The sequence below is a fragment of the Glycomyces tritici genome (assembly GCF_030403505.1).
The window spans coordinates 876,480-891,328 of sequence record NZ_JAUEMJ010000002.1 but is presented as its reverse complement, the minus strand read 5'-3'; the positions used below and the strand labels follow the sequence as shown (position 1 = coordinate 891,328).

Below are 14,849 nucleotides of genomic sequence, written 5' to 3'. Positions count from 1 at the left end.
GCCGGTATCGTGAGACGATCCATCGGCCCCCCAGCCCGGCCCCCGATCCCGAGGAGCAGTCGTGAGCGACTACCAGACCATCGCCGTCGACAAGGACACCAAGAACGGTCTCGACCAGGCGTCCGAGAAGAACTCATGGCTCAACGGCGCCCGCGCGATGCCCGGCGTCACGCAGGTCGTCGACTCCGGCTCCTCGATCTGGAGCGCGGTGCAGGGCGACACCGGCGTGGCCGAGGCCATCAGCGCCGTCGGCATGGACGCGCTGCACCTGGGCGCGCAGGCGACGGCGTTCGCGCTCGAACCCGTCGCCACTCTCGCCGGCTGGGGCCTCGACGTGCTGCTGGCCCTGGTCAAACCGCTCCAGGACGCCCTCGACTGGGTCACCGGCAGCCCGTCGCAGATGCGCGACACCGCCGAACTGTGGGACCGCATCGCCCAGGCGAACGTCGACCTCAGCCAGGCCGTCTCTGACAACCTGCAGCCGCTGAGCAACTGGTCCAGCTCCGACGGCGGCATGGCCCGCCTCAAGGGCGACGTCATCGCCGCCGGCTTCTACGGCGCCGCGACCATGGGCAACGAGATCAGCGCGCTCCTGGGCGCGGCGCAGCTGCTCGCCGACACGATCCAGGCGATCATCAAGTACCTGATCTCCAAGCTCATCGAGTACTTCCTCGTCGAGATCGCCCCGATGATCCTGGCCTCCCCGGCGACCTTCGGCGCCAGCGCCGCCACCGGCATCGCCTGGGCCGCACTGCGGGCCTCCCAGACGGCCGCCGCCGTCAGCGCCAAGATCGCCAAGATCACCACCATGTTCGGCAAGCTCTCCCAGATCCTCGTGAAGATCGCGGGCAGCCGCGCCGGCATGGTCGCGATCGACGCGCTCCGCAACAGCCTCCCGGGCCTGGTCGGCTCCGTCGGCGACGCGAACGGCAGCCAAGGCGCCCTCTCCGGCGGGACCGGTCCCGTCCAGGTCGACCCCGAGGAGATCCGCAAAGCGGTCCCCACGTTCAAGTCGATCGCCACCGACGCCGGCGGCGTCGGCACGGTCGCCGACGAGACCGCCGCCGAAGACCTCACCTGGGGCATCACCGGCTGGTTCTTCGCCGGCGACTACAACTCCAAAGCGCAGGAGTTCGGCCGGCTCATGAACTTCGCCGAAGAGACCGTCAACCTCCTCGCGACCAACATCGACGCCTGCGCCGCCGACTGGGAGGCCGCCGACCGCGAACTCGGCGACCTGTTCAAGGGCCTCGAAATCGAGATCGTCCCCACCAACCCGAATGCCCCCTGCTGACGCCAGGGGACGCGGCACGCTCCGCCTCCACGTCCCCGACCTCCAGATCCAGGACCTCGACCCCGACTCGGCGCTCGGGACCGTCTCGATGGCGAAGGCCGCACCCGCGATCCTCGTCGACGGCCGCCCCGCCGGGACCGCCGAGGACGGCCGCATCGAGCTGCCGCTCCACGCCGGCCGCCACCGCGTCGAAGTCATGATCCGGCAGGTCTACGAGACCGTCGCCGTCGACATCCGCACCGGGGCGACCACCGACCTGCACATCGGCCACCACCTCGACCGCCACGGCCGCGGCGAGGACCGGGTGCACGCCGGCACCGAGGAGCACGTCGGACAGGCCCTCGCGCAATCCTCGTCGCCGAGCGTCGTCAGCGGCGTGCGGTGGGGCTGCGGCCTGTGGTTCCCGGCGCTCATCGTCGCGTTCGTCGCCGGACTCCTCCTGCGCGAACCGCTCGGCTGGAGCGACGGGCCGGTCATGATCGGCATCGTCGGGACGGCCACGGCCGTCTCGCTGATCGCCGGGGTCGCAGCCGCCTACGGCAGGCGCCGCAACCCGGTCGACCCCGCCGCGACCGCACCCGACCCCCTCGCACTGCCCGACTCGCCCGCGCTGATCCTGCCCGCCGCCGCGGCCCCGCCCCCCGGCACCGGCATCCTCCTGCGCGTCCGCCCCCGCCCGCGCACCATGCACATGATCGGCATGGACAAGCGCCTGCGCGACACCATCGGCCTGCAGCGGTACGAGTTCTTCGGCAACGAGCTCGCCGACTGGGTCGACGCCCCGCACGTCCACCTCGACGGACGGCCGCTCGGCTCCGCCTGGGGCACCTGGTGGATCCCCGCCCCGCAGGGCCCCGCGCGCCTGTACGTCAGCGTCGGCGGCATCCGCGACCCCCGCGGCGCGCAACCGGCCGGACCGGCGTTCGAAGCCGAGACCGAGGTGCGCGTCCCCGCGACCGGCGCGGCCGAGGTCACCGCCTGGTTCAACTTCCTCGACATGGTGAACGAGCGCGAACGCGCCCGACCCCAGGTCGCCTCGCGCTGGCAGCGGATCCTGCGCGCCGTGGACCGGTACCGGCCCGTCGCCGAGCAGGCGGCCGCCGAACCCGGACTCGAGTTCGCCCGAGGCGCCGAACGCCCGCGCTGAAACGGGCTGTAGCCGAGGTCACGGCGGCCGCCTTCAGGGGGGCCGCCACCACCGCGTAGACTTGGCAGCTGTTGTTCGAGTGACTTCGCACCGGGCCCGCTAACGGCCCGCAAGCTACACCGCGAAACCACTGTCCAACGAATCCCACGCCCGCGGCCCAGCGCCGCGGAGCGCGCCGATCACGGCCCCGGGGATTCAGGCGGTCCCGCCCTCATCTGCGGGATTCGTTCCACACCGACAACGAAAGCTAGGTAAACCTGTGCGCACGTACAGCCCTAAGCCGGGTGACATTGACCCGCAGTGGCTCGTGATCGACGCGACCGACGTGGTGTTGGGCCGGCTCGCGACGCACGCTGCCGAACTGCTCCGCGGCAAGCACAAGCCGACCTTCGCACCGAACGCGGACACCGGTGACTACGTCATCATCGTCAACGCCGAGAAGGTCGTGCTGACCCGGAACAAGCTCCAGACCAAGAAGGCCTACCGCCACTCCGGCTTCCCGGGCGGACTCAAGGAGAAGTCGTACGCCGACTTCATGGAGAAGGCCCCCCACAAGGTCGTCGAGAAGGCCGTCTTCGGCATGCTGCCGAAGAACAAGCTCGGTCGCGCCGTGTCCAAGAAGCTGAAGGTCTACGCGGGTCCTGGCCACCCGCACACCGCCCAGCAGCCGAAGCCGTACGAGATCAAGAAGATCGCGCAGTAGGCGCGGGCGGAACAGGAGCATCCACATGAGTGACGAGATCCAGGCCAACGAGGCCACTGAAGCAACCGAGGCCGCCGAGGTCGTCGAGACCGAAGCCCCCGAGGCCCCCGTCGAGGTCGCCGAGACCGCCGTCGAGGTTCCCGAGGTCCCTGTCGACGTCCCCGCCGATGTCGCCGCCGCGCCGTCCGTGCCGAGCATCCCCGTGGTGCCGTCCGACCGCGCGATCCAGACCGTGGGCCGCCGCAAGCGCGCGATCGCCCGCGTCCGCCTGGTCGCCGGTACCGGCAAGTACGTCGTCAACGGCAAGACCCTCGAGGACTACTTCCCGAGCAAGGTCCACCAGCAGACCGTCGCGGAGCCCTTCGTGACCGTCGAGGCCGGCGACAACTTCGACGTCCTGGTCAACATCAAGGGCGGCGGCGCCACCGGTCAGGCCGGCGCGCTGCGCCTCGGCATCGCCCGGGCCCTGCTCGAGGTCGACCCGAACATGCGCCCGGCCCTCAAGGCCGCCGGCTTCCTGACCCGCGACGCCCGCGAGAAGGAATCGAAGAAGTACGGCCTCAAGAAGGCCCGCAAGGCACCGCAGTACTCGAAGCGCTAGCACGCCTTCTCCGGCCACGGCGACGCTTGCAAGCCGCACGTTCGCACGGTCCGGAGAACACGCTAGTCTGCACAAGCGACGGGGCTGCCGAGGAGGACATCCTCGGCGGCCCCCGTTTTTTTATGCCACAACGATGGGAAGCCACACCGTGTCACGACTGTTCGGCACCGACGGCGTACGGGGGCGGGCGAACGCCGACCTCACGCCCGACCTGGCACTCCGCCTCAACATCGCCGCCGCGCGGGTACTCGGTGCGGTTGACCACCGCCCCGTCGCCGTCATCGGCCGCGACCCCCGAGCCTCCGGCGAGATGCTCGCCGCCGCCAGCGCCGCCGGCCTCGCCGCGGCCGGCGTCAAAGTCATCGACCTGGGCATTCTCCCCACGCCCGCGGTCGCCCACCTCACGGCCCTGACCGGCGCCGACTTCGGCGTCATGGTCTCGGCCTCCCACAACCCCATGCCGGACAACGGCATCAAGTTCTTCGCGGCCGGCGGCCGCAAGCTCCCCGACGACGTCGAGGACGCCATCGAGGCGGCCATGAACGACACGACGCCGCTGCCGCAGGGCGACGGCGTGGGCCGCATCGTGCGCTCGGTCGACCCGGTCGAGTCGTACATCGAGCACCTGGTCGCGGCCTGCCCGCACCCGCTCGAGGGCATCAAGGTCGTGCTCGACCCCGCCAACGGCGCGGCCACGGGCGCGGCGCCCGAGGCCCTGCGCCGCGCGGGGGCGGAGGTCGTCACGATCAACGCCGACCCCGACGGTCTCAACATCAACGAGGACTGCGGGTCCACCCACATGGGCGGGCTGCGCGCGGCCGTCGTCGAGCACGGCGCGCACGCCGGCATCGCGCTCGACGGCGACGCGGACCGCTGCCTCGCGGTGGACGCGAACGGCGCCGACGTCGACGGGGACGCGATCATGGCGATCCTGGCCCTGTCGATGCGCGAGGCCGGGCAGCTGCGCGGCGACACGCTCGTCACGACGGTGATGAGCAACCTCGGCCTGCACCAGGCGATGGGCACGGCGGGGATCAAGCTCGAGGTCACCGGGGTCGGCGACCGGTACGTGCTCGAGCGCCTCGGCGAGGGCGGCTACTCGCTCGGCGGCGAGCAGTCCGGGCACATCATCGTCTCCGACTACGCGACGACCGGAGACGGGACGCTCACCGCGATCCTGCTCCTGGCGCGCATGGCCGCGACGGGCAAGTCCCTTGAGGAACTCGCCTCCGTGTTCACGCCCGCGCCGCAGGTGCTGGTGAACGTGCGGGTGACCGACAAGTCCGTGATCGACCATGCCGACGTGCGCAGCGCGGTGGCGCTGTGGCAGGCGAAGCTCGGCTCCGACGGCCGCGTCCTGCTGCGGTCCTCAGGCACTGAGCCGCTCGTCCGGGTCATGGTCGAGGCCTCGGAGGAGCCGTTGGCGCGGACGGTCGCGGCCGAGCTCGTAGCGGTCGTCGAACACGCCATGGGCTGATTCCGACCATCTGCTTTGCGTAACGGGAGGGCACCTGAGCGGTGCCCTCCCGTTGGCATAGATGCACTAAGCTCACGCTCTATGAGCAACCCAATCGTCTGGATCCTGATCCTCCTGTTGCTGATCGGCCTGATCCTGGTGTTCGCCGCCCTCGGCGGACGCAACAAACTGGTGCGAATGCGCAACATCACCCAGGAGTCTTGGGCGCAGATCGATGTCGAGCTGCAGCGTCGGTACGACCTGCTGGACAACCTGATGTACGTCGTGCAGCAGGCGGCCGGCTCGGAGAACGCCACGCTGCGGCAGGTCGCCGAGGCCCGCGCGGCGGCCATGCAGACCCGCCAGGACCCGAACGCCGGCCACGCCCAGCAGGGTGCGGCCGAGGGCCAGCTCGGGAACGCCATCCGCGGCGTGATCCACATGCAGGAGTCCTACCCCGCCCTGCAGACCAACCAGAACTTCCTGCAGCTCCAGCAGGAGATCACCGAGACCGAGAACCGCATCGCGGCTCCGCGCCGGTTCTACAACGCGAATGTGCGCGAGTACAACACCGCGCTGCAGGTCTTCCCCGGTTCGATCTCCGCGAAGATGGGCGGCTTCAAGCCCGAGGAGTACTTCGAGCTCGACAACCCGGCGGCCCGCACGGCCCCGAAGATGCGCGACATGGGCCAGCCCGCCTACATGCAGCAGCCCCCGGTCCAGCAGCAGCAGATGCCGCCGCAGCCCGCGCCCGGCCAGATGCCGCCCGGCTACGGCCAGCCGCAGCAGGTCGGCTACCAGCAGCAGCCGCCGCAGCAGCCCGGTTACGGCCAGCCTGCACCGCAGCCCGGCTACGGTCAGCAGCCCCAGCAGCCCGGTTACGGCCAGCCCGCGCCCCAGCCCGGTTACCCGCAGCAGCCCCAGCAGCCGCAGCAGCCCGGTTACGGCCAGCAGCCCTACGGCCGGTAGGCCGCACCTGCTCTCTCGGCGAAGCTTGCGAGCCGTGCCCCAGCCCTGAACGCCCGTGTAAGAAGGAAAACACCCCGTGTCTGATTCCAGCGGCGACATGCCGTGGTGGGCTTACGTCCTGTGCCTCCTCGTGGTCGGTGCCGGCGTCTACTTCGCCTGGCGCGCCAGGCAGAAGAAGATCGCGATGTTCCGGGCCTGGGCGGCCCAGTACGGATTCCACTACGAGCCCAGCGACAACTCAGTGACAGGCCTGTCCACTGAGGAGCCGTTCAACGTCGGCCACTCCCGCAAGGGCATCGACGTCTTCCGCGGCATGTACAAGAACGTGCACATCGTGTTCTTCCAGTACCAGTACACGACCGGCAGCGGCAAGGAGTCGCAGACGCACACCCACCAGGTGGTCGCGATCGGCCTGCCGGCGGCGCGGCCGCTGCTGGACATCAGCCAGGAGAACTTCCTGACCAAGCGGTTCGCGAAGGACATCGACTTCGAGAACCAGGCGTTCAACGACACGTTCCGGATCAAGTCGCCGAACCGCCGGTTCGCGTACGACATCATCCACGCCCGGACCATGGAGTGGATGCTCCAGGACCAGCGCGCGCGGTCGTACTCGTGGCGGTTCGAGGGGCCGTGGCTCATGACCTCCCGCTCGGGCGCGCTCAAGCTCGAGGAGGTCTTCTTCTACGCGGACTTCCTGATCGACATCCTCGGCCAGGTGCCCAGACACGTGTGGGCGAACAACTAGCAGCAGCGGGGCCGCGTCATCCGACGCGGCCCTTTCGCCTACCCGACGGGATCGGAGGACGCGCCCATGGATTCCTACGTCTGGATCTTCGCCCTTGCGGGTGTCGTCATCGCCGGTGCGACCGCACTCCGGCGCTTCGGTCCGTGGTCGGGCGGCGGTGAGCGCCGGCAGACATCGGAGCGCCACGCGTTCGCGCAGCAGCACGGGCTCCAGTACCGGTACAAGGACCATTACATCGGTCCGCCCTCGCTCCGAACCCCGTTCCAGGATCCGGTCGGTTCACTCGGGGCGACCTGGGACGGATTCCACGTCATGCGCGGCACCTACCGGGGCCACCACATGCTCGCCTACGAGTGCCGGGTCAAGAAGGCGGAGTGGGAGAGCTACGAGGCCGGCTTCCAGGTGGTGGCGATCGCGCTGCCGACGGCGCGCCCGTTCCTCGACATCCGCCCGGAGAGCGACCTCTCGCGGGCGCTCGAGAAGGACCTGCAGTTCGAGAACCACGAGTTCAACCAGGTCTTCCGGGTCATGTCGGACAACCCGCGGTTCGCGCACGACGTGCTGCACGCCCGCACGATGGAGTGGATGCTCGCCGACGGGCGGGCGCGGTCGATCCCCTGGCGCTTCGAGGGCGGGTGGCTGATGACGTTCCGGCGGGGCGGGGTGAACACGGCCGAAGTGCTGCCGTCCGCGGACTTCCTCATCGACCTGCTCGCCCAGGTCCCGAAGCACGTGTGGTCGGCAAGGTAGCGGCCCGGCGGGTTGCTAAGATTGCTGCGCGCGGCCGCTGAGAAGCGCTGCCCGCGATGGCCCGTGGTGTAATTGGCAACACTACTGATTTTGGTTCAGTCATTTCAGGTTCGAGTCCTGGCGGGCCAGCCACCTCACCCCCGAATGTGAATCCGCTCAAATCGGACTTCAGGGGACCCCCGAAAATTCATCCTCCCATGCGGGTACGACACCCCTCGCTTCGAACAAGACGCGAGCGTTCAACGCATGCGGTCGAAGGCCGCTTCGAAACCCGTCTCCGCCGCTCCGATGAGCGCGCCCTCGTCACCGAGCACCGGCGTGCGCAGCCGCAGTTTCGAGCGCAGATGCGGGAGCGTCGTCTCCGCCAGCGCCGAGCGCACCGGCGCGGCCGTCGAGAGGTACAGCTCCCGCAGCCAGCCGCCGAACAGGATCTCGTCCGGGCCCGTCGCGGTCACGACCGCCCCTAGGGCCCGGCCCAGCTCCTCGCCCGAGCGGCGCAGCCAGTCCCGCGCCGCGGCGTCGCCCATGCCCGCCGCGAGCGTGGTGCGCAAGATGTCCTCGGCGTACGCGAGGACCTCCATCTCGGCTTCCAGGCACCCGCGCAGCCCGCACTCGCATTCGCGTCCGCCGGGCTCGACCACGATGTGCCCCAACTGGATCGAACCGCCGCGCTGCGCGCGGCCCTCGATCACCAGGCCCGCGGTCAAACCCCGGCCGCCGTGCAGGTACAGCAGCTTGCGGGCGTCGCGGGCGTCGCCGCGCGTCCATTCGCCGACCGCCGCGGCCGTCGCCGTGTCGACGACCTTCCACTCCCGGCCCGTCGCCGACTCCAGATCGTCGGCCACCGCCCGGCCGACCCAGCCCAGCTCGGTCGAGTGCGCGACCGTGCCCTCGTCGACCAGGCCCGGCATGGCCGCCACCGCCTCGACCGCCTCCGAAGCGGTCCCGCCGGTGATCACCGCGACCGCCGTCATCGGATCGGCGCCCTCGTCGAGCGCCGTCTCCGACCGCTCCAGCACCTCACCGCCCAGGCCCACGAGCGCGAACCGCAGCCGGTCGGCGCGGAGCTCCACCGCCGCGACCGTGATCGACTGCGGCACGCAGGCGACCAGCGTGGACGGTCGACCGGCCGAACCGGTCGACTGCCCCGTCGTCTCCTGCAGGTGTCCCGAATCGGCCAGGTCGGTCGCCAGCGCGCCGATCGTCGACCGGTTGAGCCCCAGCGCCTCGGTGAGCTCCGCGCGGGTCTGCGGACCGTGCCGGTGGAGCTGCTCGAGCAGCGCCGCGCGGTTGCGCCGCCGCAGCTCCACGGCCGGGGGCAGGGCCACCGGTCAGTGCCTGCCGAAGAGCTTGCCCCGGCCCCGGGACATGGCGTCCACGCCCGCCGCGAGCAGCAGCACCGCGCCGGTCACGCCGAACCGCACCCCGGCGCTCAGCCCCATGAGGCCCATCCCGTTGTTGATGATCGCCACGACCGCTCCTCCCAGCAGGGCCGCCCGCACCGTGCCCTTGCCACCGAAGAGGCTAGCACCGCCGATGACGGCCGCCCCGACAGAAAGCAGCAGCACATTGGACCCTCCCGTGTTCGGGTCCACCGAGGCCGCGCGCGATGCCGCGACGATGCCGCCGATCGCCGCCATGCCCGAGCAGATCACGAACGCCGCGATGCGCACCCGGTCGACGTTCACGCCCGCGCGCACCGCGGCCTCGGCGTTGCCGCCGACCGCATACAGGTGGCGCCCGAACCTGGTGCGGTGCAGCACGAACGTCCAGATCGCGAAGAACGCCCCGAGGAGCGCGACCACGACGGGCACGCCGGTGAGCGAGATGATCTGCGGGTTTGCCGAGCGCTCCAGGTTCAGCAGGAACACGGTCGCCGTCAGCAGGGCCCCGAGCGCGAGGATCCGCGCCGCCACCACCGCGAGCGGTTCGTGCACGAGCGACCGCGCCACCCGCCGCCGCCACCGGTTCAGCTGCAGCGCGGCGTAAGCGGCGATCGTCAGCACCAGCAGCGTCCAGCCCTGCCAGCGCTCCAGGTTCCCGCCCGCGACGGCCTTCACCGTCTCGTTGTGGATCGTGATGTTGCTGCCCTCTTCGAGGATCATGAGCACGATCCCCTGGAAGGCCAGGAACGCCGCGAGCGTCACCACGAACGACGGGATGCCGAGCTTCACCACCAGTGTGCCGAGCAGCAGCCCGATCACCACGCCGGTGGCGATGGCCGCGCCGATCGCGAGCGGCCACGGCATCCCCCAGTCCGTGAGGATCACCGCCATCACCGCCGCGCACACGCCCGAAGCGAACCCGGCCGACAGGTCGATCTCGCCGATGACCAGCACGAACACCAGCCCCATGGCGATGCACGCGACGGCCGCGCCCTGCCCGAAGAGGTTGGCGAGGTTCCCCACGGAGAGGAACACCGGCTGCGAGATCCCGAAGAACACGCACAGCGCGATGATCCCGGCGACGGCCGGCAGCGCGCCGACCTCGCCCGACCTGACCTCGGCCCAGTAGCCGCGCAGGTGGTCGGCGACCGCGCGCACCGCGCCCGGCTCCGTCCCGGCCTCTGGCCGGGTTTCGACTTGCGTGCTCACGTCCGGGCTCCGTTCGTGTCCGCGCCGAGCCCGAGGGACCCGGACCGGCCGCTGGTGATGAGTTCGACCACCTGCGACTGGGTCGCGTCGGCGGCGTCGAGCACGGCCGCCATGCGCCCCAGGTAGAGCGCGGCGATCCGGTCGGCCACGGCGAAGACGTCGTTGAGGTTGTGGGAGATGTAGAGGACGGCCAGGCCCTGGTCGGCGAGGCGCCGGATGAGTTCGAGCACCTGCCGGGTCTGGGCGACCCCGAGGGCCGCGGTCGGCTCGTCGAGGATCACCAGCCGCGAGTTCCACAGCACCGCTTTGGCGATGGCCACGGTCTGGCGCTGCCCGCCCGAGAGGCTGGCGACGGGCTGGCGGAGGTTCCTGATGGTGCGCACCGCGAGTGAGGAGAGGGTCTCGGCGGCGAGCTGCTCCATGGAGTCCTCGTCGAGGATGAGGCCGTGGACCTTCTCGCGGCCGAGGAACAGGTTCTCGACCACGTCGAGGTTGTCGCACAGCGCGAGGTCCTGGTAGACGACCTCGATGCCGAGGGCCGCGGCGTCGCGCGGCCCGGAGATGGTGCGGGCCTCGCCGTCGACGGCTATGGCGCCGCCGTCGATGCCGTGGATGCCGGCCACGCATTTGACGAGTGTGGACTTTCCGGCGCCGTTGTCGCCGACCAGGGCGCAGACCTCTCCGGCGTCGATCGTGAGATCGACGTCGGAGAGGACTTCAACCGGTCCGAAGCGCTTCGAGAGCCCGGTGAGTTCGAGCAGCACGCGCAGCCCCTATCCGATCCCGTGCTCGGTGCAGAGCGCGGCGTAGTCGCCGGCGCACAGCTCGGCCGGGTCGGCGAAGCCGTCGTCGACGACGAGCTGGATGTTCTCGATGGTGATGGCGACCGGGTCGAGCAGCACGGAGGGCACCTCGGCCCCGGAGATCGGGTCGGCGACGGTGGCGTCGGTCTCGGGCTTCTCGCCGTTGGCAAGGGCCACAGCGAGTTCGGCGGCGGCGTTGGCCTCCTCCTCGATCGCCTTGTAGACGGTCATGCACTGGTCGCCGGCGAGGATGTTCTGGAGGCCCTGGATGGTGGCGTCCTGGCCGGTGACGGGCACGGTGCCGTTGAGGTTGTTGCGCTGGAGGACGGTGATCACCGCGTGGGCGAGGCCGTCGTTGGCGGCGAGGACGCCGTCGATCTCGGTCCCGGTGTCGGTGAGCATCTGCTCGAAGAGCGTGCCGGCCTGGGCGTTGTCCCAGTCGGGCACCGATTCGTCGGGGCCCTTGACGAAGGTGCCGTCGGCGTACAGCGGGTCGAGGATCGAGTCGTAGCCGTTCTTGAAGAGGGTGGCGTTGTTGTCGGTGGGGGAGCCGTTGAGTTCGGCCACGAGCGGGGCGGCGGCGCCTTCGAGGCAGGAGACGAGGCCTTCGCCCTGGAGCACGCCGACCTGCTCGTTGTCGAAGCTCACGTAGTAGTCGGCGCCGCCGTCCTCGGTGAGCCGGTCGTAGTCGATGGTGGCCACACCCTGCGACTTCGCCTTCTCGATGACGGTCTTGCCGGTGCCGGAGTCGAGGTTCACAGTCACCAGGACGTCGGCGCCCTTGGTGATCATCTGGTCCGCGATGGTCTGGAAGTCCTCGCGGCTGCCTTGGGCGTTCTGGATGTCGTAGTCGACGCCGGCCGCCTTGAAGGCCGCTTCGAGGTACTTGCGGTCGGCGGTCTCCCACCGGTCCGAGGAGGCGGAGTCGGGGAGGATCACGCCGATGAGCGGGGTCTCCTCGGCGCCGCCGCCGCCGTCTTGTCCGCAGGCGGTGAGGGTGAGGGCGAGGACCGCGCCTGCGGTGGCGGCCAATGCGATTCGGGGTCGGGAGCTGCTGAGAAGGTGCATGAGAGGTACCTCCGAGGTTTGTTGTTGTCTGCAACATATGATGAGTGACGCAGCTCGCACAAGTGTCGGCGGGGTGGAGAACGTCTTCCATTCGTAACGATTCGGTGACGACGCAGGCCCCCGGGTAGGGCCGTTCACCACTGGGCCACCGACTACCATGGCCCATCATGAGCAGTGAGCGTTCGGCGATCATCCTGGCCGCTGGCCTGGGCACCCGTATGAAGTCGGCGAAACCCAAGGTCCTCCATGAACTCCTGGGCCGGACCCTGCTGGGGCACGTCCTCCGCAGCACCAAGTCCTTCCAGCCCGACAACCGCATCGTCGTCGTCGGCGCGGCAGCCGACCAGGTGACGGCGTTCCTCGACAAGGCCGCCTCCGACGCCGAGACCGTCATGCAGACCGAGCAGCTCGGCACCGGCCACGCCGTGCGCACCGCGCTCGACGCCTACCCCGACCTCGAGGGCACCGTCGTCGTCCTCTGCGGCGACGCCCCCCTCATGCGCCGCAGCACCCTGACCGAACTGGTCGAGGTCCACGAGAAGGCCCGCCACGCCGTCACCGTCCTCACCGCCGAAGTGGACGACCCCACCGGGTTCGGCCGCATCGTGCGCGACGGCGAGGGCAACGTGCTCCGCAACGTCGAGCACCGCGACGCCGACCTCGACGAACTCGCCATCCGCGAGATCAACTCCGGCACCTACGCCTTCGACGTGCAGGTCCTGCGCGAGCAGCTCGCCAAGCTCACCTCCGCGAACGACCAGGGCGAGCTCTACCTCACCGACGTGCTCGAACTCGCCCGCGAAGCCGGGCACGCCATCGGCGCCGTCGTCGTCGACGACCCGACCGAGGTCCTCGCCTGCAACGACCGGGCCCAGCTCGCCGGGTTGCGCCGCATCATGCAGCGCCGCATCAACAACGACCTGATGAAGTCCGGCGTCACCCTCGAAGACCCCGAGACCACCTGGATCGACGCCACCGCCAAGGTCGCCCCCGACGTGCTCATCCACCCGGGCGTGCAGCTCAAGGGCGCCACGGCCGTCGACTCCGGCGCCGAGATCGGCCCCGACACGACGCTCACCGACACGATCGTCGGCTCCGGTGCCGTCGTCGTGCGCAGCCACGCCGACCAGTCCCACATCGGCGAAGGCGCCCACGTCGGCCCGTTCGCCCACCTGCGCCAGGCCTCCAAGCTCGCCGAGAACTCCAAGATCGGCGCGTTCGTGGAGACCAAGAACGCCGAGATCGGCCCCGGCGCCAAGGCCGCGCACCTCGCCTACCTCGGCGACGCCACCATCGGCGCCGACGCCAACATCGGCTGCGGCGTCATCGTCGCCAACTACGACGGCGCGCGGAAGCACCACACCGAGATCGGCGAAGGCGCGTTCATCGGCTGCGACTCGGTGCTCGTCGCCCCCGTCAGCGTCGGCGACGGCGCGTACATCGCCGCCGGCTCCACCATCGTCAAGGACGTCGCCCCCGGCGACCTCGGCGTCGCCCGCGCCCGCCAGGCCGTGCTCCCCGACTGGGTCGCCAAGAAGCGCCCCGGCACCGTCTCCGACAAAGCAGCGCGCCGTGCGAAGGGTGAGGCGGGAGTGTCGGAAGCGTGACGGGACACTAAACCCCCCGGTCCCCTCGCGCTCCAGCGTCGGGCAGGGGACACTGGAACCGTCGAGGTTCAGGTGAGACGACCTACTGGGGGAGCCCACGTCATGGCGAGCATGTCCGCTGTCAACTCCAAGATGCTCATGTTGTTCTCCGGGCGTGCCTACCCGGAGCTGGCTGAGGAGATCGGCAAGCACCTCGGGGTCGCGCCGACCCCGATGAGCGCCTACTCCTTCGCCAACGGCGAGCTCTTCGTGCGCTACCAGGAGTCCGTCCGCGGCTGCGACGCCTTCGTCGTGCAGTCCATGCCCGCGCCGATCAACGAGTGGGTCATGGAGACCCTCATCATGATCGACGCGCTCAAGCGCGGTTCGGCCAAGCGGATCACCGTCGTGCTGCCGTTCTACCCGTACGCGCGCCAGGACAAGAAGCACCGCGGCCGCGAGCCCATCTCCGCGCGCCTCATGGCCGACCTGCTCAAGACCGCCGGCGCCGACCGCATCCTCACCGTGGACCTCCACACCGCCCAGATCCAGGGCTTCTTCGACGGCCCCGTCGACCACCTCTTCGCCATGGGCACGCTCGCGCGCTACGTCGAGGAGAAGTACGCCGACCGCCAGATGGCCGTCGTCTCGCCCGACACCGGCCGCGTGCGCCTCGCCGAGCGCTGGTCCGACCGCCTCGGCGGCTGCCCGATCGCGTTCGTGCACAAGACCCGCGACCCGCTCAAGCCCAACCAGGTCGTCGCGCACAAGGTCGTCGGCGACGTCGAAGGCCGCACCTGCCTCCTCATCGACGACATGATCGACACCGCCGGCACCATCTGCTCCGCGGCCGAGATGCTCAAGGAGTCCGGCGTCGAGGACATCGTCATCGCCTCCACGCACGCGATCATGTCCGGCCCCGCCGTCGAGCGCCTCGCCAAGGCCCCGGTCAGCGAAGTCATCGTCACCAATACCCTCCCGCTCCCCAAGGAAGCCCAGGACCTGGAGAAGATCACCACCCTCTCCATCGCGCCGCTCGTCGCGAAGGCCATCTGGGAGGTCTTCAACGACGGCTCCGTCACCACCCTCTTCGGCGGTCTCTCGTAAGTCACACATCGACGCCCGTGTCAAGC

At 70.1% G+C, this 14,849-nt stretch carries 14 protein-coding genes and 1 tRNA gene; 11 read left to right on the top strand and 4 right to left on the bottom strand.

Annotated elements, in window-relative coordinates:
* Positions 1–61: 61 nt before the first annotated feature.
* The 9 genes from QWI33_RS09350 (at position 62) to QWI33_RS09310 (ending at position 7,797) form a co-directional block, all read left to right on the top strand.
* The gene (locus QWI33_RS09350) at positions 62–1,294 is read left to right on the top strand and encodes a hypothetical protein (RefSeq protein ID WP_289956986.1); all 1,233 of its coding nucleotides are present in this window, start codon (positions 62–64) and stop codon (positions 1,292–1,294) included.
* Entirely contained in the window at positions 1,281–2,441 is a 1,161-nt protein-coding gene (locus tag QWI33_RS09345) for a hypothetical protein (RefSeq protein ID WP_289956985.1), read from the top strand. The genes QWI33_RS09350 and QWI33_RS09345 overlap by 14 nt, the downstream gene beginning before the upstream one ends.
* A gap of 259 nt (positions 2,442–2,700) precedes the next feature.
* A complete protein-coding gene (gene rplM, locus QWI33_RS09340; RefSeq protein ID WP_270115708.1) occupies positions 2,701–3,144 on the top strand; it encodes a 50S ribosomal protein L13 in 444 nt (147 codons plus the stop codon).
* Positions 3,145–3,169: 25 nt separating this feature from the next.
* Positions 3,170–3,745 (top strand): 30S ribosomal protein S9, encoded by a 576-nt coding sequence (rpsI, locus tag QWI33_RS09335; RefSeq protein WP_353895412.1) that lies wholly within the window; start codon positions 3,170–3,172, stop codon positions 3,743–3,745.
* A 148-nt stretch (positions 3,746–3,893) separates the two neighbouring features.
* The gene (glmM, locus tag QWI33_RS09330; RefSeq protein WP_289956984.1) at positions 3,894–5,222 is read left to right on the top strand and encodes a phosphoglucosamine mutase; all 1,329 of its coding nucleotides are present in this window, start codon (positions 3,894–3,896) and stop codon (positions 5,220–5,222) included.
* Positions 5,223–5,303: 81 nt separating this feature from the next.
* Positions 5,304–6,170: a LemA family protein gene (locus QWI33_RS09325; protein WP_289956983.1), complete on the top strand. Its 867-nt coding sequence runs from the start codon at positions 5,304–5,306 to the stop codon at positions 6,168–6,170.
* Positions 6,171–6,246: 76 nt separating this feature from the next.
* Positions 6,247–6,915 carry a hypothetical protein gene (locus tag QWI33_RS09320; RefSeq protein WP_289956982.1) on the top strand — a complete coding sequence of 223 codons (669 nt, stop codon included), beginning with the start codon at positions 6,247–6,249 and terminating at the stop codon, positions 6,913–6,915.
* Between the two features lie 66 nt (positions 6,916–6,981).
* Positions 6,982–7,665, top strand: coding sequence for a hypothetical protein (locus tag QWI33_RS09315; RefSeq protein ID WP_289956981.1), 684 nt, complete (start codon positions 6,982–6,984; stop codon positions 7,663–7,665).
* A gap of 57 nt (positions 7,666–7,722) precedes the next feature.
* A tRNA-Gln gene (locus tag QWI33_RS09310) sits at positions 7,723–7,797 on the top strand.
* A 107-nt stretch (positions 7,798–7,904) separates the two neighbouring features.
* Here the strand turns inward: QWI33_RS09310 and QWI33_RS09305 are convergent.
* From QWI33_RS09305 to QWI33_RS09290, 4 genes are read right to left on the bottom strand one after another with little or no spacing between them, the layout of a single operon-like run.
* Positions 7,905–8,993: an ROK family transcriptional regulator gene (locus tag QWI33_RS09305; RefSeq protein WP_289956980.1), complete on the bottom strand. Its 1,089-nt coding sequence runs from the start codon at positions 8,991–8,993 to the stop codon at positions 7,905–7,907.
* Positions 8,994–8,996: 3 nt separating this feature from the next.
* A complete protein-coding gene (locus QWI33_RS09300) occupies positions 8,997–10,259 on the bottom strand; it encodes a sugar ABC transporter permease (RefSeq protein WP_289956979.1) in 1,263 nt (420 codons plus the stop codon).
* The gene (locus QWI33_RS09295; RefSeq protein ID WP_353895441.1) at positions 10,256–11,029 is read right to left on the bottom strand and encodes an ATP-binding cassette domain-containing protein; all 774 of its coding nucleotides are present in this window, start codon (positions 11,027–11,029) and stop codon (positions 10,256–10,258) included. Before QWI33_RS09295 ends, QWI33_RS09300 begins: the two co-directional genes overlap by 4 nt.
* A 3-nt stretch (positions 11,030–11,032) precedes the next feature.
* Positions 11,033–12,130: a sugar ABC transporter substrate-binding protein gene (locus tag QWI33_RS09290; protein WP_289956977.1), complete on the bottom strand. Its 1,098-nt coding sequence runs from the start codon at positions 12,128–12,130 to the stop codon at positions 11,033–11,035.
* 167 nt (positions 12,131–12,297) lie between these two features.
* On the opposite strand from QWI33_RS09290, the gene glmU reads away from it, so the two are divergent.
* Together glmU and QWI33_RS09280 are read left to right on the top strand one after the other, a co-directional pair.
* Positions 12,298–13,737, top strand: coding sequence for a bifunctional UDP-N-acetylglucosamine diphosphorylase/glucosamine-1-phosphate N-acetyltransferase GlmU (glmU, locus tag QWI33_RS09285; protein ID WP_289956976.1), 1,440 nt, complete (start codon positions 12,298–12,300; stop codon positions 13,735–13,737).
* A gap of 102 nt (positions 13,738–13,839) precedes the next feature.
* The gene (locus QWI33_RS09280; RefSeq protein ID WP_270115694.1) at positions 13,840–14,823 is read left to right on the top strand and encodes a ribose-phosphate diphosphokinase; all 984 of its coding nucleotides are present in this window, start codon (positions 13,840–13,842) and stop codon (positions 14,821–14,823) included.
* The last annotated feature ends 26 nt before the right edge of the window (positions 14,824–14,849 follow it).